This is a genomic window from Ochrobactrum vermis (genome assembly GCF_002975205.1).
GTDB classification, from domain to species: domain Bacteria; phylum Pseudomonadota; class Alphaproteobacteria; order Rhizobiales; family Rhizobiaceae; genus Brucella; species Brucella vermis.
The window spans coordinates 458,336-479,409 of sequence record NZ_PCOC01000002.1; the positions used below are offsets into that span (position 1 = coordinate 458,336).

The following is a 21,074-nucleotide window of genomic DNA, read 5'->3' on the forward strand; positions in this document are numbered from 1 at the left end:
ATGAAATGACATCGGGAGGAGTCATGAACGAGCTGCATTCAATCACCAAGACGGGAACACAGGATTTTCAGAGTTTCGCGAACGTCTACCGGCAACTTTATCCCGATGACGTTGTTCATATCCGCGACCCCCTGCACGATGGTCGCGATGTCACCGCTTTGGTGGCCGCGCTGGCTGAAAAAGGCAAAACGCCCATGCTGATCTGCGATCAGGTTCCGGGCAGCGAGGTACCGCTGGTCACGAATGTGTTCGCGTCGCGCGAACGGATCGCCCGTATTTTCGGAACAAGTGTCTCCGAGCTTCATGGGGAGTATCAGAAACGAGCCAATACTCCGATCGAGCCTGAATATGTTGCTGACGGCCCGGTAATGGAACAGGTTGATGAGAGCAAGGACGTGGATCTCGACAAACTGCCGATGATTCGGCATTTCGAGAGTGATCGCGGACCCTACATCACAAATGCGATCATTGTTGCGAGTGATCCGGAAACCGGCATCGCCAATCTCAGCTATCACAGATCGATGCGGCACTCCCAGTCGGCGCTGGCAACGAGCCTGCATTCACGCGGTCATTTATGGCGCATGTATCAGACGGCGCGTGAAGTCGGTCGCCCGCTACCGGTCGCGATGGTGATCGGAGCGCATCCGCTTTTCATGCTGGCCGCTTCGGCAAGGTTGCCGTTCGGCGCCGATGAGCGCGCTGTTGCTGGCGGGCTGATGCGCGAGCCGTTGCGTCTTGTCAGGACGCCCCGCTACGCTATCGGCGTTCCGGCGGCAGCGGAATATGTACTGGAGGGGCACCTTGACCCTCATGCACATGTCGAGGAGGGCCCGTTCGGCGAGTTTTCCGGTTATTCCTCGGATCGTTCGACCAATACGCTGTTTCACATAACGGCGGTCATGCGTCGTAAGGCGCCCTGGCTGGTCGATGTGGTGGGCGGTGCGACGGATGAGCATCTCAACCTTGCACGCTTGCCGCGCGAAGCCGAAATGTTCGAAAAACTGAAGGCACGGTTCCCATCGGTGACGCGGTTGCATTACCCCACCTCCGGCACACACTTTCATTGCTATGTGGCGCTCAAGCAAAGCCGACCCGGCGAGGCGCGCCAGGTCATGCTCGGTCTTCTCGGCTGGGACCCTTACTTGAAGACCGTAATAGCGGTTGATGACGATATAGACGTCACGCAAGACAGTCAGGTGCTGTGGGCACTAGCCACGCATTTCCAGCCGCATCGTGATCTCTTCAGGATTGATGGTCTGCCGGGCAGCCCGCTCGACCCTTCCTCAAGCGCCGACGGCACGACGTCACGGCTCGCTCTCGACGCAACCCGCAGCCCCGATTTCCACGGTATTCGTGCGGTCATAGGCGACGATGCGCTGGGACGTGCGCGCGATCTGGTGGGCAGTCTGGCCGGGGTAAAACTGACGGGAGCGGTGACATGAACGCTATTTCCCCAAGACCAGACGAATGCCGCCCGCGCATGGTCGTCGGTATCAGCGGCGCATCGGGCTTCGTCTATGGCTTTCGCCTTCTCGAAATTCTGCAGCGACTCCAGATTGAAACGCACGTTGTCGTCAGCCGGTCGGCGCTTCTGACCATGACCCACGAGACAGACTATAAGCTCGCCGATATCCGCGATCTGGCAAACTATCTCTACAAGTCCGACGATATGGCCGCCAGCATTTCGAGTGGATCCTTCAGAACCATGGGCATGGTCGTAGCGCCATGCTCGATGAAAACGCTGGCGGAAATAGCCCACGGCCTGTCGGGAAGCCTGATCAGCCGGGCGGGCGACGTCACGTTGAAGGAACGGCGCAAACTAGTGCTTTTGGTCCGCGAAACGCCTTTGACGCAAACCCATATCGCTAACATGCTGACCGTCACCCAGATGGGCGCAATCGTGACGCCGCCTGTTCCGGCATTTTACGCCAGGCCCGCGAGCATCGCGGAGATGGTCGATCACACGGTGGGCCGGGTTCTCGATCTTTTCGATCTTGAGACGGGTGGCGTGCGGCGGTGGCTCAAGACGCCCTGATAACGAAAATCCAAGGGAGAAGAAACGATGTTGAAGACAGTCAAGGACAAGATTCCGGTCACCGTGCTTACCGGTTTTCTCGGTTCCGGCAAGACGACGCTGCTGAACTACATCCTTAAGGAAAATCACGGCATGAAAATTGCCGTGATCGAGAATGAATTCGGGGAAATCGGTATTGATGGCGATTTGGTCGTGGGCAGTACGGAAGAAATCTTCGAAATGACCAATGGTTGCGTATGCTGTGTGGCCGAGGCGCGTGATGATCTTTTGCGGGTTATACGCCAGCTGCTGGCCAGACCGGAACGTCTCGACCATATCATTATCGAGACGAGCGGACTTGCCGATCCCTATCCGGTTGCACAGACATTCTTTCTTGACGATCCGATCCGCAACGAAACCAATCTTGATGGCGTCATAACGCTGGTCGACGTCAAGCATATCCGCCAGCATCTGGACGATATTCATCTCGATGGTATCGACAATCAGGCGGTCGATCAGATCGTCTGTGCAGACCGTATCGTGCTCAATAAGGTAGATCTGGCGCAGGACGCTGATATCGCTGATGTGACCAAGCGCATCCGCCACCTGAACGAAACTGCGGATATCGTGTTGTCGAGCTATGCGCAGATCGATCTGACCAAAATCCTTGGGCTGGCGGCCTTCGACCGCAATCGCAAAATGGCAGCCGAGATCGATTTCGACTGGCATACACACAATCATCATCACCACGATGATGACCACAATCAGAAGCATGAGGATCACGGTCACGACCATACATGGCTCGGTGATGCCAGCCATACGCATGACGTGTCGGTCACGTCGGTCGGCATCGAGCTTCCGGGCAATATGGACCCGCAGAAAATTTCGCGCTGGGTGCAGGAACTCAAGCGACAGAACAACGAGAATCTGTTCCGAATGAAAGGCATCTTTTCCGTGCAGGACGATGACTATTGCTACGTCCTGCACGGCGTTCACAATGAGATCGAGTTCCGCCCCAATCATCCATGGGCCGGAGACCAGCGCTCGAACAAGATGATCTTCATCGGGCGCAATCTCGACCGGGCTTCGCTGCAGGCCCGTATAGAAGCGTGCCGGGCGTCATAACCCGCGACTGATCGGCTTCGAAGCTGGGAGTTTATCCGCCACATTACAAGGAGTGGGGATGATTTTCGAAGCCGGTTTGATGGAATACGCGAAGAAAACGTCGAGACAAGACGTCTTGAAAGGAACGGCCACAAGTCGTTGGAAATTGACTCAATAAGGGGAACAACGATGACATCTGCAATACATCCAGTCGATGAAATACTACCAGCCAAGAAAACACTCACTCTGGCGCTGCAGCACGTTGCTGTGTCCTATGTGGGATCGGTTGCGGTACCGTTGATTATCGCCAATGCGCTCGGCTTCAGCTCCGAGGAAACCATCATACTGATCAGTGTTACCTTCTTTTGTTCAGGTATCGCGACGCTGTTGCAAACCATCGGGTTTTGGCGTTTCGGCGTGCGTCTCCCGATCATGAACGGTGTCGCCTTTTCAAGTGTTTCGGCCATCATCGCTATCGGTTCCATGCCGGGAGTCGGTATAGCGGGTATTTGCGGAGCAGTGATCGCAGGCGGCATCTTCATCATGCTAATCGCACCGATCACCGGCCATCTGCGACGCTTCTTTCCGCCGGTCGTAACGGGCTGCATTGTCACCGCCATCGGCGTGCAGCTTCTGCCGGAAGCCTATCAATGGGCAGGTGGCGGACGTGGCCAGTCCGATTTCGGCGATCCGGCCTTTCTGGGCGTGGCGCTGCTGGTCCTGATCGTCATTCTAGCATTCAATAGGCTTGGATCGCCGCTACTGAAAAATCTAGCCGTGCTTTTCGGCATGGGGGCAGGGGCTCTCGTCGCCTTTCTCCTGGGGATGGGCAATCTCAGTCCGGTCGAAACCGCTCCTTGGGTCACCGTGCCAACACCGTTCCATTTCGGTCTGCCGACGTTCGCTGTCCTGCCTTTTATGACGATAGTGATCGTCATGATTGTCCAGACGGTCGAATCCATGGGGCTGTTCATTTCAATCGGCGAGATCGTTGACAAGGATGTGACGCCTGAACAGGTTGCCGATGGGGTGCGCGCCAACGGTCTTGCCAGCGCGGTTGCCGGTGTATTTGCAGGGTTTCCCTTCATTGCTCATATGGAAAATGTCGGGCTCATCATTTTGAGCGGCGTGCGCAGCCGCTGGGTCGTCGCCCTGTGCGGCTTTATGCTGTGCGTTATCGCCTTCTTTCCAAAGTTCGGTGCAGTCCTCGCGGCGGTGCCGGCACCGGCACTCGGCGGCGCAGCGGTGGCGATGTTCGGCATTGTCGCGGCGGCAGGCATCCAGTCATTGTCCAAGGTCGATTATGCGAATAATCAGTACAACATTCTGATTGTCGCACTGACGCTAGCCATCGCTTTCATTCCGATCATGTCACCCAATCTGTTCCAGCAACTACCGGACTGGACGCAGTCTATCTTGCATTCGAGTGTCGTGGTCGCTTGCGTGGTTTCAGTGACGCTCAATCTTGTCCTCAACGGATTGGGAGACCGCAATGAGACACATGATGGTCATCTGGCCGTGGCGAAATCCCAGACAGACGGCGGCTGAACATAACCAGCTACGGGGCCGGGCGTGCTGCCCGGCCTGCGAGCGGAAGCTTCTCACCCGCCGTCACAGACATCGCCGGAGACGGCAGGCGACGTAAGCCCGTTCTACCCTTTCAGTTCCATTCAGATAATGAGGTTACATGATGGACAATGTGTTCCAGCAATCCGCCGCGCCGCGCCGTCGTCTTGTTCGGGGAGGTATGGTCGCAGTCGGCGCCAGGGATGTCCGGCAGGCCGATATGCTGATTTCCGAAAAGGGCGTCATCATGGATATTGCGTCCGATATCGAGCTTGAGGACGACATGCAGCTCATCGATGCGGAAGGCTGTATTGTTTCGCCGGGTCTGGTGGATATGCACCAGCACCTCGACAAGACAGGCGTGCTGCGTTTCGCGCCCAACCCATCGGGCACTTTGCAGGGCGCGCGCGACGCTTTCGCAAAATATGCACGGCAGGCACCGCCCGACGATATTTTCAAGCGGGCATCCAGAACCATCGAGCGCTGTCTCAGCCGCGGCACCACCGCTATCCGCAGCCATGTGAATGTGGACAAGGATGCGGGCTTCAACGGCATAGAGGCGCTGGCGAAACTACGATCGGACTGGGCCGACCGGGTGAAGCTGCAGCTCGTGGCTTTCATGATCCCTCATCCGGGGCAAGATTTGGACTGGCTGGAAGCCAACATTGATCGCGCGGTCGCGCTGGCCGACGCAGTGGGTGGCACACCTGCGGTGGCGGAAGACCCGGAGCGTTATCTCGATATCCTGTTTGCCGCTGCGGCACGCCATGGCCGTCCCATCGATCTGCATCTCGATGAACATCTCAACCCGCAACGCCCGCTTTTCAATGCTGTTTTCGAGCGGGTTCGTCGCTATGGTCTGGAGGCGCGCACCGTGCTTAGCCATGCTTCGGTTCTCAGTGCGATGGAACGCCCGGATTTTGAAGCGATCCTTGAGCAGATCATCGCGTTGAAGCTCGGTGTTGTCACGCTGCCTGCGGCCAATCTTTATCTGCAGGCGCGTGATTGCGACAAGCTGCCGCCGCGTGGGTTGACACGGGTGGCGGAGATCGTACGGGCCGGTGTGCCTATTGCCACTGCTTCTGACAATATCGAAGACCCTTTCGTTCCGACCGGTTCCGGTGACATGCTGGAAATTGCACGCTGGACTCTGCTCGCGGGTCATCTCAAGGGCGACGAACTTGCTACCGCCTACTCCATGATTACCGCAATCCCTGCAAAACTCATGGGGCTTAAGGAATATGGCTTGCATCGCGGAGCGCGGGCTGATTTTCTGCTGGCCAAAGCCGAAAGCATCGACGGCTTCGTGGCCGGCGGAACACCGAATTTGCGGGTTTTCTCCAATGGAACGCTTGTATCGGAGACGCAAATCGCCACGGTGAGCGCGGCGAAGACGCAATCCGTCGTGCGTGAAACGGCCTGAGACGTCGCGTGCTCCGGATAAAAGCGGGGGAGATCGATGGCCGGGGGATTGGCAAAGCGACTGACAGTATTTGGGATGGTTATCCTGCGCGAAGCGATCAGCGTCTATTGGACGCTGATCAAGATCATGCTGCCGGTAATGGTCCTGACACAACTGGCAATCGAGATGGGTTTGATCAAGGCCATCTCGCCCGCCTTCGCTCCGGTCATGCAGTTCGTTGGACTGCCCCCGGAAGCGGGTTTCGTCTGGGCGATGAACCTGCTCGTTGGCGTATGGAGCGGGGCGGTGGTGATGTTCGCCGTCTTGCCGGTCGACACGCTGACCACAGCGCAGGTGACGATCCTCGGTTCGCTCTTCCTCTTCGCCCACGCTATTCCCATTGAACAGCGTATCGTGCAAAAAGCGGGGCCACGCTTGATCGTTTCTACCCTGATCCGGCTTGGCGGCGGGCTTGTCTTCGCATGGGGGATCAATCTGATTTCCAGCCGTACGGGCTGGCTGATGGAGCCGGCTGCACCGAGCTGGGTGCCAGGCCACTACGATGCAAGTTGGAGCAGTTTCGTCGCCGACACTGCTTCCACGCTGGTCTGGATATTCGTTGTTCTGCTTGGTCTGGTGGCCGTGCTACGGACAATGGATGCGCTTGATGTGACGCGTTTCCTCAACCTGCTTCTTTCGCCCCTGTTGCGCCTGCTCGGCATCGCAAAGGATGCCGCTCCATTGACAGTTGTCGGACTGGTGTTGGGTCTGTCCTATGGCGGGGGCCTCATCATTCGCGAAGCGCAACGAGGGCACATTCAGCCTCGGGATGTCTTTCTGGCGTCGAGTTTCATGGGCCTCTGCCACAGCCTGATCGAAGATACGCTGATCGTGGTGGCTCTTGGCGCGGATATCTATGTCGTGCTGTTTGGACGTCTGATTTTCTCCGTGCTCCTGATCGCGATATTTGCCAGATTTCTGCGTGGAACGGGCGATGTCTTCTTCTTCCGCTTCCTTTATCGGGACACGCAGCATGGCAAATCGCGATCGCAATACCGACCGGTGACAGAGCAGCCATTGGATTTATAAATGCCGAATTTGATAGTGCTCCAGTTGAAACTGGAGCAAGGTAAAGAATGCGCAGCGGAACGATCGCTGACGATGCGCCAGCAGTCATGAAGCCAGAAAAAACAGATGCTGATCTGTCCCGAGTGTGCCTCTCAACGCAAACGCTTTTTTTCGAGCGCGATCCGACTGGCGAGCCGTGCAGTTTCCTCGTCGGAAATAAGTACGTTGCCGGTCCCGGACAGCAGAGCTGCGGCGAGTGCCTCGGCCTTGTTGAGGCCGCCTGAGGCAAACACTACCGTTGGTACGTTTTTCAAAGTGTCGAAGGAAGGCGCTATAGCACGCTGATTGATCGAATGATTGATCGGCAATCCGTTCTTGTCGATAAACTGCGCCATGATATCGCCGCAAGCACCTGCTGCGATCAACTCCTCCAGCTTGACATCGCTCGGCAATCCGTAGCGTACCAACAAGGAACGCGGGGTCATGTCTCCGATACTGACGATGATAATATCGTTTTTTCGAATCTGCTCGAAGGCATCCTCGAAAACATCCTGGCTAACGATCGCGTCCCGCGACTGAGGACTGCCGGCATAGATCGGTGCTGCGAGATAGGCGCACTGGGCATTGAGTTGGCGTGCAAGATCGCTCGCAATGTCGAATGTATTAATTTCGATCCCGTGCGTTAATCCACCCAGCACTGAGTTCACGGAGACGTCAGGGCGCTTCATCATTGGAATATGGCGCACCATCTCACGCAATGTAGCGCCCCAGCCAACACCGATTCCCGATATTTCGGTGGTGTTCAATTGAGTGACAAGATAATCGGCCGTTGCCTGCCCGACCAGAACCGGCACGAGATCGGCGTTGTCGGGCGTGGGTACGATGCTTGCGTGATGCAAAGAAAAGTCGGCCACAAGCTGCTGTTCAAGTTCGACGCATGACGCCAGTCGGGAGTTCAACGTGATCGTCACCAGCCCCGACCGGCGCGCTTCGGCAATGATCTTGTTGATGCGCAATCGATTGGTGGAAAGTGCCTGGGCTATTTCTCCCTGAGTGCGGCCTTCCATGAAGTACTGCCAGACCACACGCATCTGCATTCGCTCGTCAGCGTGAACGGCTGAAGAATTTGGCGTCGGCTTCCCGTTCATCGTTTGGACCTCATTTTCTCGTCATGCAAATTCGCTGTTCGGCGTTCTGGTTCGAAGACGTCTATCCATCCCTGATTAGCAGCGCTTTCCTTGTTCGAAAAGATATTTACATGATTGAATGCATAGCGTGCCCTTCTTCCCTTCCAACTCATATCGCATAGGAGTTTACAAGTGTAAATTAATATTGACACTTGTATTAATGCCCTTCTAGATTGAAGGCACAAACGAAAGCCAGTGGGAGAAGAAGGCTATGCCACGAGTAAACCAGACGATGACGCCACTTCGAGCTTTCTCCTGGCGACTCAATTTTGGTGCGATCTGGTGATGGCGATGAACAGCATGTGCTTGACGAACGAGCTCGAGAATATTGCGCTGGTCATTTTCGATTGCGACGGCGTACTGATCGATAGTGAACCCCTCGCCAGCCGGACGCTTGCCGAAATGCTGCAGGAAGCCGGAATATCGATTGACGCGCGGGAGGCACATGTCAGGTTCACGGGCAATTCGGAGCCGGCAATTCGCAGGATATGCGAGGAAGAGTTCGGTTTGACGGACGTTGATGCGCGTTTTGAAGCCTGGCACGAAAGCCTCTACCGGGAATTCGGCTGTTCGCTGAGGTCGATGCCGGGTATGGATGCGGTGGTTGCAAGTATCGACCGCCCCAAATGTGTGGCCTCTAACAGTTCTCCGGACCGTTTGCAGAAAAGCTTGGGAAGGCTCGATCTCTGGGAGCATTTTTATCCGGCTGTGTTCAGCGCTCAAATGGTGGCCAGGCCCAAGCCCGCTGCAGACCTTGTTCTGCTTTGCGCGGAGAAATTCCAGGTCAAGCCTGAGCATTGCGTGATGATAGATGACAGTCCGCATGGAATAGTCGCCGCTGTAGCGGCAGGAGCTGTGGCAATAGGATTTGTCGATCCGGCAGACCCTAGACCAGATCGCGCATCCCTTCTGAAGGCCAGTGGGGCATCGTTCATCGCCAATGGTGCAGCAGAATTGCCGGCCGCGATATTTGCCGCCAATAACTTGCTCGGTGAAGCGAACAGGGTGACTTGAGTGCCGTGTTACATTTGCAAGATTGCGTCAACAACTGTAAGCTTTTTAATCGATGCGGTGAATTGATCTAATCAGTTTACAATCCGGGGAACGAAAAAATGGCCCGCGTCATACAGATTTCAGATACTCATCTTGGCCGCCAGAAGGCGCATTTCGTGGGCAACTGGCAACCCTTGCGAGACTGGCTTGTCAGTCAGAATCCGGATCTCATCATTCATTCCGGCGACATCAGCGTGGATGGTGCGGATGTCGATGATGATTTTGTGTTCTGTCACGAGATCATGGCGGATCTGCCCGCTCCGATGCTTGTCGTTCCGGGAAATCACGATGTTGGCGAACCGAAAAGCGTGCATCAGCCGACCGACAATCATCGTCTGGAACGCTGGATCCGCCAGTTTGGCAAGGATTTTTGGGTGAAAGACGAGGGAAACTGGCGTCTGATCGGCTTTGATTCCATGATCCTTAGTTCTGGTCTAGCAGCCGAAGAAGAGCAGTTTCGCTGGCTGGAACAACAGATGGATAATGCGAATGGCCGCCACATCGCATGGTTTTGTCATCAGCCGTTGTTCATAGATAGTTGGGATGACGTCGATAATGGTTATTGGTCGGTCAAGCGTGAACCACGTGGCCGACTGCAGGATCTGGTCAAGCGTTTCGGCGTTGATCTCATTGCCAGTGGCCATCTTCATCTTTCACACGATTTTGTTCTCGACGGGGTTCAGTTCGTCTGGTGTCCGTCGGCCGCGTTCGCAGTCGGTCCAGACATGCAGCCGCCGCTGGGCGGTGAAAAGCAGCTTGGCGCGGTGCGTTATGAATTCTCGGATGCGGGTTTCACATTCGAGCGCATCCATCTGCCGGATCTGACGATGATGTGGATCGACGACGTCGTGCATGAAGTTTACCCCCCGCGATAAATTGGCGGACGACGAATGCTGGAGGAGAGCTTTTGTCCCAGGTTGATATTCAGAATATAAGCAAATCGTTCGGCACTCTTCGGGTGTTGGATGACATCAATATTTCGATCCGTGACGGAGAGTTTCTGACGCTCGTCGGTCCTTCCGGCTGTGGTAAATCAACCTTGGTGCGCATTATTGCCGGTCTGGAAAGCCAAACCTCCGGCATGATTTGTGTGGATGGTTCGCGTGTGAACCATTTGCGCCCGCATGAGCGCAAAGTGTCCATGGTTTTTCAGAGTTATGCGCTCTATCCACATATGACGGTTTTCGACAATATCGCTGTACCGCTAACGGTTGAAAAACTGAGTCTCTTCGAGCGAATTCCACTCCTGAAATATCTGTCACCGCGGCGTAAAAGGCTGATGCACGGGATCGCCGAACAGGTGGAATCCGTCGCCGCGCAATTGAAAATAGAAGCTCTCCTTGGGCGAAAACCCGCTCAGCTTTCGGGAGGGCAACGCCAGCGCGTTGCCCTCGGCAGAGCAATGGTTCGCCAGCCGCGCGCCTTCCTTATGGACGAACCGCTGTCCAATTTGGACGCAAAACTGCGCGTCCATATGCGTACCGAACTGACGGAGCTGCATAGGCGCTTGCGGGCGACTTTCATTTATGTCACCCATGATCAGACCGAGGCCATGACCATGTCGGATCGTGTTGCCATGATGGATGGCGGCAAGGTCCAACAGCTTGGAACACCGTCTGAGCTTTACGAGCGGCCCGCCAATCTGGAAGTAGCCCGTTTTATTGGAAGCCCGACAATAAACACGATGGCTGCCACCGTCGGACAAGGTGGTCGCGTGGAAGTACAGGGTAGACCGCTCGGTATCGTCGTCGATTTGGCGCAGGGCCAGAACGTGACCCTCGGTATCAGGCCAGAGGCGCTCAGCTTGCTCACGAACGAGCGGACATCCGCATACCGGTCGATCATCGACGCGCGCTTACGCCGCATGGAGAATCTCGGGGCCGAACTCCTTTACCATTTCGATCTGACCGGCACTGAGGCGAACAGCTTTATCGTACGGGCGGCTTCTTCCCGTGACGCTATCCATGAAGGAGACGTCGTGCGGCTCACCTTCGATCCCGCTCTTTGTCATATTTTCGGCCCCGATGGGCGTCGGGTGGAAAAAACGCCTGTGATTTTATCGGGTGATGAGGCAGGGAGGCCGAAACATGGCTCCATCGTCTGAGAATGCCGTTACCTTCGGGAACGGGAGACGAGTTTTCATCGAGAAACTGACAGGGCTCGGGCTCGCAGGGCCAGCACTGCTTCTGCTCTTGCTGTTACATATCGTGCCTCTGATCATGCTGGTCGTTTTGAGCCTCACCGACTATCAACTGGGTGACCTCGCGTTGAATTTTGTCGGCCTCAAGAACTTTTCGAGTGCCTTGCAAGATGATGCTTTTCGACGGTCGCTTTTCAATACCTTCATCTACGTAGCCATCGTCGTTCCTGGTTCGGTTGGTCTCGGCCTTTTGTTTGCACTCCTCATTCATGGCAGAAAACAAAGTCGGGCGATCTATGAGGTGATATTCTTCCTGCCAGTCACAGCGACCCTCATCGCAATGGCGTCGGTTTGGAAATTTTTACTCCACCCTACTCTCGGTCCTATCAATGCAGTTATTGTTGCGCTGGGCTTCGAACCGGTGAATTTTCTCAGCGATCCCTCTTATGCGCTGCCGACGCTAGCGGTCATCGGCATCTGGCAGCTCGTCGGTTTCAATATGGTGTTGTTCTTGGCGGGGCTCTCTTCAATCCCCAAAGATCTCTATGAAGCCGCAGATATTGATGGCGCAGCGGGCGTGATCGACAGGTTTCTAACCGTAACCTGGCCCATGCTCGGACCGACGACGATGTTCGTCCTCATCACGACCTCGATCACTGCCTTCAAGGTGTTTGATACCGTGGTTGCTATAACGCGGGGCGGTCCGCAGGATTCTACCAATGTGATCCTCTATGCGATTTATCTGGAAGGTTTCCAGTATTTCTCAACCGCCTACGCCGCTGCCCTGACGCTGGTCTTCCTGACATTCATCCTGATCTTTTCCGGTATCCAGACCTTTTTCATCGATAGGAGGGTCCACTATTGATAGCGCAACACAACGAAATCGCTGCAATCGGCAACCCGCCAGCCCGAAATTCGGCGAAATTGAAAAAGGGTCTGATGTTTCTGACGGTCCACGGAATCCTGATCTTCGGTGCGATTTTCATTCTCATGCCGTTCGTCTGGATGCTTGTGACATCGATCAAGCCGCCGAACGAGATCTTTAGTGCGCAGTTGCGATTATGGCCATCGCAGTTTTATGGCGTCGAAAATTACAGCTTTGCGCTTGAAAGCGCACCTTTGCTTCGCTTTGCCTTGAATGGCGTCATTGTTTGTGCCGGGATACTTCTGGTGCAGCTAATTGTGGCCATTCCCTGCGCCTACGCGCTGGCCAAGCTGGAATTCACTGGTCGCAACGTATTCTTCGTCCTGATCCTGCTCGCATTGGCCATACCCATACAGGTGCCGGCGCTTCCACTTTATATAGGTCTGGCCTGGGTCGGTCAGTTGAATACCTATTTCTCGATGATGCTGCCGTTTTTCCTGTCGGCCTTCGCGATCTTCCTGTTTCGGCAATTCTTCAGGAGTTTTCCCGATGACATCATTAATGCCGCGCGCCTGGATGGTATGGGGGAGCTGGAAATCATCTGGCGCATTGTCACGCCAAGCGCCATGCCCGCCATTGCTGCATTCTCGGTCTTTTCGATCGTAGCGCATTGGAACGATCTTTATTGGCCGCTCATCGTGATTTCCGACAACCAGCTCGCACCGCCACCGCTTGGAATGCTGCTCTTTGCGGATGCCGAAACCGGTTCGAATTACGGCGCACTTACGGCTGCAGCAACCATGCTGACCGCACCTTTGGTGATCTGTTTCCTGGTCGCTCGCAAACGCTTCATTCAGGGCATCACCATGACCGGCGTAAAATAAAGGGCCTAAATAAATAGAAGAGTTTTATCCAGGGAGGAACCAATGAAACAGATAGCAAAATTCATCGCTGCCGGTGTTTTAACAATGCAGATGACGGGAACAACGCTGGCCGCCGACGTAACGCTGGATGTGCTCTATGCTCAGCCGGGCTTCGCAAAGTTTCACGATCCGATCGCACAGGCCTTCATGAAGGAGCATCCAGATATAAAAATAAAATTCCGGGCTCCAGCGAAGGATTACGATGAAGGGCACCTTCTGATGCAGCGGCTTGCCGTGACCAATCAGTTGCCCGACATTTATTTTCCAGGCTACCATCTTCTACCGGAACTTGCGCGCACATTGTCCAAGCGCAAACAGATTACGGACCTAAAACCGTTTCTGGACGCTGAACCGGAAAGCTGGAAAACGGAGAATTATTCGCAGTCGATGCTCAACTTGGGCGTCGTTGACGGCGTGAAATACGGAATGGCCTTCAATGCGTCGCTTCCCATTATTTATGTGAATGAAAACGCCGTAGAGAAAGCTGGTCTGGACCCAAAGGAAGTACCATCTAGTTGGGACGATCTTTTGGCGCGCGCCAAAAAAATCCATGACACGGATCCGAAAATGGCGGGTATCGGTTATACAATCTACGATTGGCCCGACGACTGGCTCTGGCAGACCATTTTGCGCCAGGAAGGAACACAACTCGTTGATCCTGAAACGGGAAAGGCCGGTTTCAACAATGAAAAGGGCTTGGCAGCCCTGAAAATTCTTCGCCATATGGTGACCGAAGGTGGCGAGACCATGCTGGAATTCGAACAAGCGCGCCAGCAGTTCGCCGCAGGCCAGACGGCCTATTTTATCGACACTCCGGCGCGTCTCGCACAGATCATTGGTCTGGTTGGAGATCGCTTTAAACTGAACACGATGAGAGTGCCACTCGACGACAAGGAGAATGGTGGCTTTCCCACTGGTGGCGCAGCCGGGATCATTCTTTCGCAAGATGAACCTGTGCAGAAAGCGGCATGGGAATATCTGAAATTCGCCACCGGCCCGAAAGGGCAGACTATCGTGGTGGAAACAACGGGCTATCTGCCGACAAACAAGCTAGCTAACGGTGCTGACTATCTTGCTCCATTCTACGAAAAGGAGCCGCGTTTCAAAACGGTGGCATCAGAGATAGAACAGGCGCGACCATGGGAAGGTTATCCGACGGGGTCATCTGTTCGCATCTGGCGAGCAGCACGCGATGTTATCGCCAAGGTAATGCGGGGTGATCTTACCCCCGAAGACGGACTTCCTGCCCTCGTAAAAACGGTCGATGAGATGACCCAATAGCGGTCACGCCACCAACGCAGATAAGCAAGGGCTTAGCGTTCGCTAAGCCCTTATGCGTTTTTCGGGTTCATTTGAGCAGATTTGCACCAATAATCTTAGTCTCCGCGTTTGGCTCGTTTCAAACGCAGCACCATGGGTTAGGGTTTGAGGCTGATCCAGTACGAACCCTCAAAGGGAACGGCTGCGAAACGCCGATTAATCTCCGCCAGTGTTGCTTCGGGGCTGAGATCGGCAAACAATTCCGGTCGCAGCCAGACAGCGAAGGTCTCTGCTGCCAGAATGTTCAGAGGAACGGCATTGAAAAAGTTCCACAGTCCATGTACGCGCCGATCCTCTACGGCCTCCAAACCAGCTCGGAAAGGATTTTTCAAGGCGTTTGAAAGTGTGTCGCGGGCTTCCTGCTCGCTTACGCCCGGTCCAATCGAGAAGCCGCTATATTTACCCCCTGGGGATGAGGTGGCGATGTAAACTTGCGGGTCGGCGGCGACAATATATTCGCTGCTGATAATGGCTCCCTGGGAAGGGCCGTCGGCGGCAATGTTTCGGCTGCCGGACAGCGTGATGAACTCGCCCATACTGTCTCGCCCATAAGCGTAGCAGCATTGTTCGGAATTGGGAAAGGCTTCAAGCAATACAGTAGGCCCGGTACCGTTCGTCGCCACCCGATCACGAATTCGCGCAATGCGCTCGTCATAGAAATCGGCAAAAGCGTTTGCCTGCTCCTCGCGGTTGAGCACCTTGCCCAACAGGCGCATGTTCTTCGAAGTATTTTTGAGTGCGTGGTTGCCGAAATCGACCACGATCACCGGTACGCCCATTTTCTCGAGATAGGTAATCGCCTGCATGCCTTCGTCATTGCGCATCTGCCAGTCTGAGAGGATCGCCAGATCGGCTTTTACAGAAACGATCTTCTCGACCGAAACTGTCATGCCGTCACCAATGATCGGGATCTCGTCAAGTTTCGGAAAACGCTGTCTGAAGCTGGCATAGATTTCCGGGTTGTCCCCCTTGAGGTCATCAGCCCAGCCGGCCAGTACGCTGACGGGATCAGGATGGATCAGCGACAATGCAATCAGATTGAAGCCGCTACCAAGCAATACGGATTTTGGCTGGGCGGTAATGGTGACATCCCGGTCAAGGGCATCCCTGACATGAATGGGATAAGTCACCTCTGCAACTGCGCTGTTACCGAGAGCGAGCCACATCACAGTCAAGCAGACAACAAGACGGATCATTTCATTGCTTTCTAAGTTCGGGTAGCGCACATAATTCACCGCATCCTGCAACACCCGGTAGTTTGTAGCGCAGACAGCAGATCTTGCGGCGGCACAGATTTGCGCCATGATCTGTGTCCCGGCGCAGACAGTCAAAAAACGGGTTGCGCGTTCCATCGGCGAAAGTCTGTGTTTCAAACAGCGGACGGCACGGCCAGCCATCATAAGAATGATGTTCCGCTGCGCTGTTGATGGCGTAATCGATATAGACTGCTGCATTATTCCACGCGAGCCGTGGAGAGATGCCGGTGCGGTCTTTGAGGACCTGAACAACAGTGTTCAGGTGACTTTTTGCGACTTGGCTGATCACATCCATTACATCCAGCGCATCACAAGCCTGCCCGCCATTGAGCAAGCCAAAGGAACGTGGCAAGCCCTGATCATTGATGGCAATGGTCATATTCTCTAGCTCGACCGGAAGGGCTACTCCGTTCTGTCTGGCGCAGATATAGGGAATGACCAGCAGAGAAAAATAATACAGTGACCAGAAGGACGAAACCGCCCGCAGATCGGCATCGGGATAGGTAGCCGCGCATTTATGCAGGGTTTTCGTCAATTGAGCGCCGTGCAGAAATTCCAACACAGGCATACCGTCAGTCAGTTCGGACGACAGCATCATACTGTCGGCGCACCATGCATTTTCACCATGGAACAGTGCTCTCAGGCCGTGCGGCCTGAGAGCTTCATTGTGTGTATTGGCGTCTACCATGAATATTTCAGGCTGCCGACAACGGTTCGGCCCTGATCGCGATAACAGAAACCTGCCGAGCAGACCGGCTTGCGGGTGTCGAAAAGGTTGGTGGCGTTAACCTGCAGCTTTACGCCCTCATAGTCCTTCTTGATGGCACCAAAGTCGAAATCGATCGCTGCGTCGACAAAGGCGCGCGAACTGTTTTTCATGGTGTTTTCGTCATTGCCGTAACTTGAACCGACAAAGCGCACGCCCGCGCCGACGCCCAGACCGTAGAGAATGCTGTTTTCTGGCAATTTATAATGCGCCCAGGCCGATGCCATGTGGGTTGGTACGGACGAGATTTCATTGCCTACCGTACCTTCCGGCCCGTCTTTGATGCTGGTCTGCATATAGCTATACGACGCAATTAGAGACAGGCCATTGTCGAGACTGGTGCTTGCTTCCAATTCCAGACCACGCGAGCGTAGTTTACCGCGCTGTACCTGAATGTTGGCCGGCCCGGTATCCAGTTCAACCACTTCGTAATAGAGGCCATTGTCCTGATTGATGTTGAACAAAGCGGCCGTTATCAGGGTATTGCTGTTGGGCAACTGGTATTTGATCCCGATTTCCTGCTGCTCACTTTCCGTTGGCTTGAACGGATTGCCTGTCTCCTGGTTTACACCGGCATTGGGGGAAAAGGCTGTCGAATAGCTGGCATAGGGCGTGATACCCCAAGGCGTCTCGTAGGTCAGTCCGGCACGCCATGTGAAGGCCTTGTCGCTCTGGTCAGAATTGCTGGATGTATTGGTTGTCAGGTCGCTGCTTTTGGTGTCAGTGCTGACCCAGTCCTGGCGGCCGCCGAGGGTGAAAGTCCAGGCATCATAGCGGATTTGATCCTGTAGATAGATGCCAGTCATAAACTGGTCCTGAACGTCTTTTGTCTGGAAGCCGATCGGCGCAACAGGGCGTCCCATGGACGGATGTCTGGTATCCAGCGGTGGCGTATAGCCATAGCCGTTCAATCCCTTCCATTGCAGTTTTGTCAGATCAATGCCGGTCAGCAGTTGGTGTTCCAGATTACCTGTATCGAAATTCGCTTCCAGTTGATTATCGATGGTGAAACTGGTCAGACGTTCTTCAAAAGTTCCCGCACTGCTGTCGAGAAGCAATGGATCGTCTTCATTGGCCTGATAGGCAAAAGCCCAGTCGGCTCCGATCTTGGTTGAGGCAAGGCGGGCATTCTGGCGGAACACGAAAGTATCGTTAATGCGCTTTTCAAATTCATAGCCTATGCGCCCCTGTGTTTGTACAGAGTCGTTGAAAGCGGTGTTGCCTGCAAAAATGTCGGATACCTTGCCTGTAACGGCATCATAATAATAAGCGGCAGTGCCGCCGGTCTTGGTGCGGGAGAACTCGCTAAGAACGGTCAAGCGGGTGTCTTCATCCGGCTTCCACGTAAAAGCCGGCGCGATGTAAATGCGATCATCAGGAACTGACGGCTGTTCGGTATCGGCGTTGCGCCAAAGGCCGGTCAGTCGATAGTAAAGCGGGTCACCTTCCTTGACCGGTCCGGACAGATCGAACTGGGTCTGATAGCGATTGTTGGTACCGTACTGGATCTGCACCTCACGAAGTGGGGCTTCCGTTGGACGCTTGCTTATCAGGTTGAACAGACCGCCTGCACCGGACGCGCCGTAGAGGGCTGACGAGGGGCCGCGCAAAATGGAAACACCTTCCAGACCGTAAGGTTCTGTCTTGAAGAGCGCTGAACTCGCTCCCGGCTGGCGCAGATTGTCGCGAAAGACACCGGTATAAGTGACGTCAAAACCGCGCACCGTGAAGGAATCGAAGCGTGGATCAAAGCCATAGCCGCCAACGCGCGCGCTGGGTGTATAGGCAATGGCGTCGAGCAGGGTCTGCGGGTTGCGATCTTCAAGCTGCTGTTGGGTGACGGAGGAAATAGACTGTGGGGTCTGCACAAACGGGGTGTCGATCTTGGCACCGGTTGCGCTGCTGCGCGCCACATAACCGTCTGCATCAATCACACCACCGCTGCCGCCGTCAATGACGATCTTGTCGAGTACGATTGCGCCACTCTCCGCCTGTGGAGGGGTGGTCTGGTCCTGCGCCATTGCCGTAGCGGCAAGGGCAATCAGGGATGTGCCAGCCAGAATTGTGCGGCGAAGAGGCATGCAGTCTGAGCGCATATGAAATATTCCCAACATGAGTATAACAATCATGACTGTTATACTCATGTATCTGTACTGGCAAGAAATTACATGATAAAATTGGTCATGTTTTTATGCCTGTAATCATCCTGCAACACCTCGGCTGATGCGGCGTTCAACGCTCAATACTGGCTTCGCCTGGCACGGTTGAAACGACAGGACCGGGGGATAAGAGACCGGAACCATGAGTTGATGTGACTAGCCCCAGCGGCCGGTTTCGGCAGCTAAAGCAGGAGGCGCCTGATTAGGCGGTGGAAGGGATCAGCATGGCGATCCCCTTGGCAAATAGCGCCAGTTGACGAGGAAGTCCTCGTCAACGCGGCCTTCTCTTTCCAATGGTTCAAACAAAACGGGAAATGCTCTAGTTGGATTGTTTCCCGTCAACTTCCTTGTACGCTGCATCGAGGAAGCTGGTGTCGATCCACTTGTCGTAGTCAACTGAACCCTTGAGCAGTTTGGCATCGGCCATGAATTGCTCTTCGACTTTAAGCGAAGCGAGTGCTTCGAGGGTAATTCTGGGGTCCTGATAAAACACGTTGTTCCGGTAGGTCTGGCGAACCGACTTCTCTGACGACTTTGTTTCGGCAACGAAAATCTTGATCGTTTCTTCGGGATGGGCGTCAGCCCAACGCGCTGTCTCGATATCGACCTTCAGGAGGCGCTTGACGATCTCGGGATGTTTGCGAACAAAGTCTCCATTCGCGGAAATGAGGAATGGGGCCGACCATTCCGGGTGCGAGGAGGCGTCGAGGATGACGCGGGCCTGACCTGCTTCGACGAGTTTTGCGGCGACGTCGCCGCTTTCGACAACGGCATCGACATCACCGCGCACCAGGGCCGGGCCTGAAGCATCAAAGGCGAGGTTGAGGGACTCCACGTCGTTAAGAGACAGTCCGACCGATTTGAGTGCCTTGGCGAAGATTGAATGACGGACTGTCCCTGTCAGATAGGCGATCTTCTTGCCCTTCAGATCTTGCAGTGATCTGATCGACGAGTTTGTGTTGACGATAATCGCTGAACCGTTTTCCTTGATGAAGCTGGAAAGGCCGATTGCTTTGACATCCGCACCGGCTGCGGCGACCCGCAACGCTGGATTGTTGCCGGTGTAAATGAATTCTACGGCTCCAGTTGCAAGAGCCGTTGTTGCCTCGGAACCGCCATTGGTGAAAGCGATAAATTCGACCTTGATGCCATCTTCCTCAAATTCTTTGGCAAGCGTGCCATTGTGTCTTTCAAGGATGAATTTCAGGTGGCCGGGTGCCGTGCTGCCGATACGGATCACACTTGGCTTGTCGTCGGCAAAAGCAGGCGACGAGGGGGTAAGGTTGCCGAGTGCGAGTGCTGCAAGGCCACTCAACACGACGCGGCGCAGGATGGAAGAATTGAAAACGGTCATGCGGTGTTTCCCTTGAGACCAGGTTGATGTTGATGTGAACTCAGGCATGGGAGATGTCGGAACTGCCTTTCCAGGCGGTGGCCCAGCGTTCGAACCAGACCAGCAGATAGTTCACCAGCAGCCCGATTGCGGTCATGGTTATGATGCCGGCATACATGTCGGCAGTTTCCATCATGAGCTGCGATTGCTGGATCAAAAATCCGAGGCCGGATTTCGCAGCAAGCATCTCTGCGCCGATTACCGCGAAGATGGAGGCTTTGACGGCAAGCCGCATGCCTGAGACGATCGAAGGAATGCTGGCTGGCAAGATGACTTTCCGGAACATATCAATGTCCGATGTGCCCATCGAACGTGCCGCCTTCAGCAGCAGTGGATCGACGGATTTGACGCCCGAGATCGTATTGATCAGGAGAAAGAAAATCGACGAATAGAAGGTAATCGCAATCTTTGATGCTTCGCCTATACCGAGCAGGAGAATGAATACTGGCAGCAACGCAAATTGGGAAGTGTTGCGCAGTGTCTGCACCAGAAGATCAGAAACTTTTTCGAACCGGGGGTAGCGCCCCATGAGAAAGCCGAGCGGCACCGCAACGATGACGGCCAGGACGAAACCAATTGCCGCCCGTTGCAGACTGATGCCAATATTGGTCGTCAGTGTGCCGTCGAGCATCATCACGTACCATGCCTCAGATACTTCGCTCAGCGGCGGAAAAAAGATGCGATTGAGCCAGCCGAGCCGTGGTGCGATTTCCCACAATGCCAGGAAAACCAGGAGCAGGGGCAGGCCGTACGCAAATGTGCCGACCTCGGGTGGCTTGATTTTCCAAGCTCGCCCCTTTCCCCTCTTGGAAGAAGGGCGCGCACCGAATGCGGTCTTATCGGTTAGATAGGCCATAG

General features: G+C 54.8%; 18 protein-coding genes. 12 read left to right on the forward strand and 6 right to left on the reverse strand.

Features of this window, described 5'->3' with window-relative positions; all coding sequences use genetic code 11:
- Positions 1-23 precede the first annotated feature (23 nt).
- From CQZ93_RS16430 to CQZ93_RS16455, 6 genes are all read left to right on the forward strand, one after another.
- The gene (locus CQZ93_RS16430; RefSeq protein WP_105543701.1) at positions 24-1,442 is read left to right on the forward strand and encodes a UbiD family decarboxylase; all 1,419 of its coding nucleotides are present in this window, start codon (positions 24-26) and stop codon (positions 1,440-1,442) included.
- On the forward strand, positions 1,439-2,035 hold the full coding sequence (locus tag CQZ93_RS16435) for a UbiX family flavin prenyltransferase (protein ID WP_105543702.1): 597 nt from the start codon (positions 1,439-1,441) through the stop codon (positions 2,033-2,035). Before CQZ93_RS16430 ends, CQZ93_RS16435 begins: the two co-directional genes overlap by 4 nt.
- Before the next feature lie 27 nt (positions 2,036-2,062).
- Complete coding sequence (locus CQZ93_RS16440) at positions 2,063-3,139, forward strand: CobW family GTP-binding protein (protein ID WP_105543703.1); 1,077 nt, start codon at positions 2,063-2,065, stop codon at positions 3,137-3,139.
- A 168-nt stretch (positions 3,140-3,307) separates the two neighbouring features.
- A complete protein-coding gene (locus CQZ93_RS16445) occupies positions 3,308-4,666 on the forward strand; it encodes a nucleobase:cation symporter-2 family protein (RefSeq protein WP_105543704.1) in 1,359 nt (452 codons plus the stop codon).
- A 142-nt stretch (positions 4,667-4,808) separates the two neighbouring features.
- Positions 4,809-6,107, forward strand: coding sequence for an amidohydrolase family protein (locus CQZ93_RS16450; RefSeq protein WP_105545176.1), 1,299 nt, complete (start codon positions 4,809-4,811; stop codon positions 6,105-6,107).
- 36 nt (positions 6,108-6,143) lie between these two features.
- Entirely contained in the window at positions 6,144-7,175 is a 1,032-nt protein-coding gene (locus CQZ93_RS16455) for a nucleoside recognition protein (protein ID WP_105543705.1), read from the forward strand.
- A 131-nt stretch (positions 7,176-7,306) separates the two neighbouring features.
- Here CQZ93_RS16455 and CQZ93_RS16460 read toward each other — a convergent pair whose 3' ends face one another.
- On the reverse strand, positions 7,307-8,302 hold the full coding sequence (locus tag CQZ93_RS16460) for a sugar-binding transcriptional regulator (protein ID WP_105543706.1): 996 nt from the start codon (positions 8,300-8,302) through the stop codon (positions 7,307-7,309).
- A 330-nt stretch (positions 8,303-8,632) separates the two neighbouring features.
- Here CQZ93_RS16460 and CQZ93_RS16465 point away from each other — a divergent pair, with 330 nt between their 5' ends.
- The 6 genes from CQZ93_RS16465 (at position 8,633) to CQZ93_RS16490 (ending at position 14,603) form a co-directional block, all read left to right on the forward strand.
- Positions 8,633-9,355 (forward strand): HAD family hydrolase, encoded by a 723-nt coding sequence (locus CQZ93_RS16465; protein ID WP_286153774.1) that lies wholly within the window; start codon positions 8,633-8,635, stop codon positions 9,353-9,355.
- A gap of 98 nt (positions 9,356-9,453) precedes the next feature.
- Positions 9,454-10,269, forward strand: a complete 816-nt coding sequence (locus CQZ93_RS16470) for a metallophosphoesterase family protein (RefSeq protein WP_105543707.1) — start codon at positions 9,454-9,456, stop codon at positions 10,267-10,269.
- Positions 10,270-10,301: 32 nt separating this feature from the next.
- A complete protein-coding gene (locus CQZ93_RS16475; RefSeq protein ID WP_105543708.1) occupies positions 10,302-11,498 on the forward strand; it encodes an ABC transporter ATP-binding protein in 1,197 nt (398 codons plus the stop codon).
- Positions 11,482-12,399: a carbohydrate ABC transporter permease gene (locus CQZ93_RS16480; protein ID WP_105543709.1), complete on the forward strand. Its 918-nt coding sequence runs from the start codon at positions 11,482-11,484 to the stop codon at positions 12,397-12,399. Before CQZ93_RS16475 ends, CQZ93_RS16480 begins: the two co-directional genes overlap by 17 nt.
- 74 nt (positions 12,400-12,473) lie before the next feature.
- Positions 12,474-13,283 (forward strand): carbohydrate ABC transporter permease, encoded by an 810-nt coding sequence (locus CQZ93_RS16485; protein ID WP_181153477.1) that lies wholly within the window; start codon positions 12,474-12,476, stop codon positions 13,281-13,283.
- 42 nt (positions 13,284-13,325) lie between these two features.
- Positions 13,326-14,603 carry an ABC transporter substrate-binding protein gene (locus tag CQZ93_RS16490; RefSeq protein WP_105543711.1) on the forward strand — a complete coding sequence of 426 codons (1,278 nt, stop codon included), beginning with the start codon at positions 13,326-13,328 and terminating at the stop codon, positions 14,601-14,603.
- A gap of 137 nt (positions 14,604-14,740) precedes the next feature.
- Here CQZ93_RS16490 and CQZ93_RS16495 read toward each other — a convergent pair whose 3' ends face one another.
- From CQZ93_RS16495 to CQZ93_RS16515, 5 genes are all read right to left on the reverse strand, one after another.
- Positions 14,741-15,838, reverse strand: coding sequence for an ABC transporter substrate-binding protein (locus CQZ93_RS16495; RefSeq protein WP_105543712.1), 1,098 nt, complete (start codon positions 15,836-15,838; stop codon positions 14,741-14,743).
- A gap of 1 nt (position 15,839) precedes the next feature.
- Positions 15,840-16,586, reverse strand: coding sequence for a siderophore-iron reductase FhuF (gene fhuF, locus CQZ93_RS16500; RefSeq protein WP_105543713.1), 747 nt, complete (start codon positions 16,584-16,586; stop codon positions 15,840-15,842).
- On the reverse strand, positions 16,580-18,760 hold the full coding sequence (locus CQZ93_RS16505) for a TonB-dependent siderophore receptor (protein WP_105543714.1): 2,181 nt from the start codon (positions 18,758-18,760) through the stop codon (positions 16,580-16,582). Before CQZ93_RS16505 ends, fhuF begins: the two co-directional genes overlap by 7 nt.
- 382 nt (positions 18,761-19,142) lie before the next feature.
- Entirely contained in the window at positions 19,143-20,177 is a 1,035-nt protein-coding gene (locus CQZ93_RS16510) for an aliphatic sulfonate ABC transporter substrate-binding protein (RefSeq protein ID WP_105543715.1), read from the reverse strand.
- 40 nt (positions 20,178-20,217) lie between these two features.
- Complete coding sequence (locus tag CQZ93_RS16515; RefSeq protein WP_105543716.1) at positions 20,218-21,072, reverse strand: ABC transporter permease; 855 nt, start codon at positions 21,070-21,072, stop codon at positions 20,218-20,220.
- Positions 21,073-21,074 lie beyond the last annotated feature (2 nt).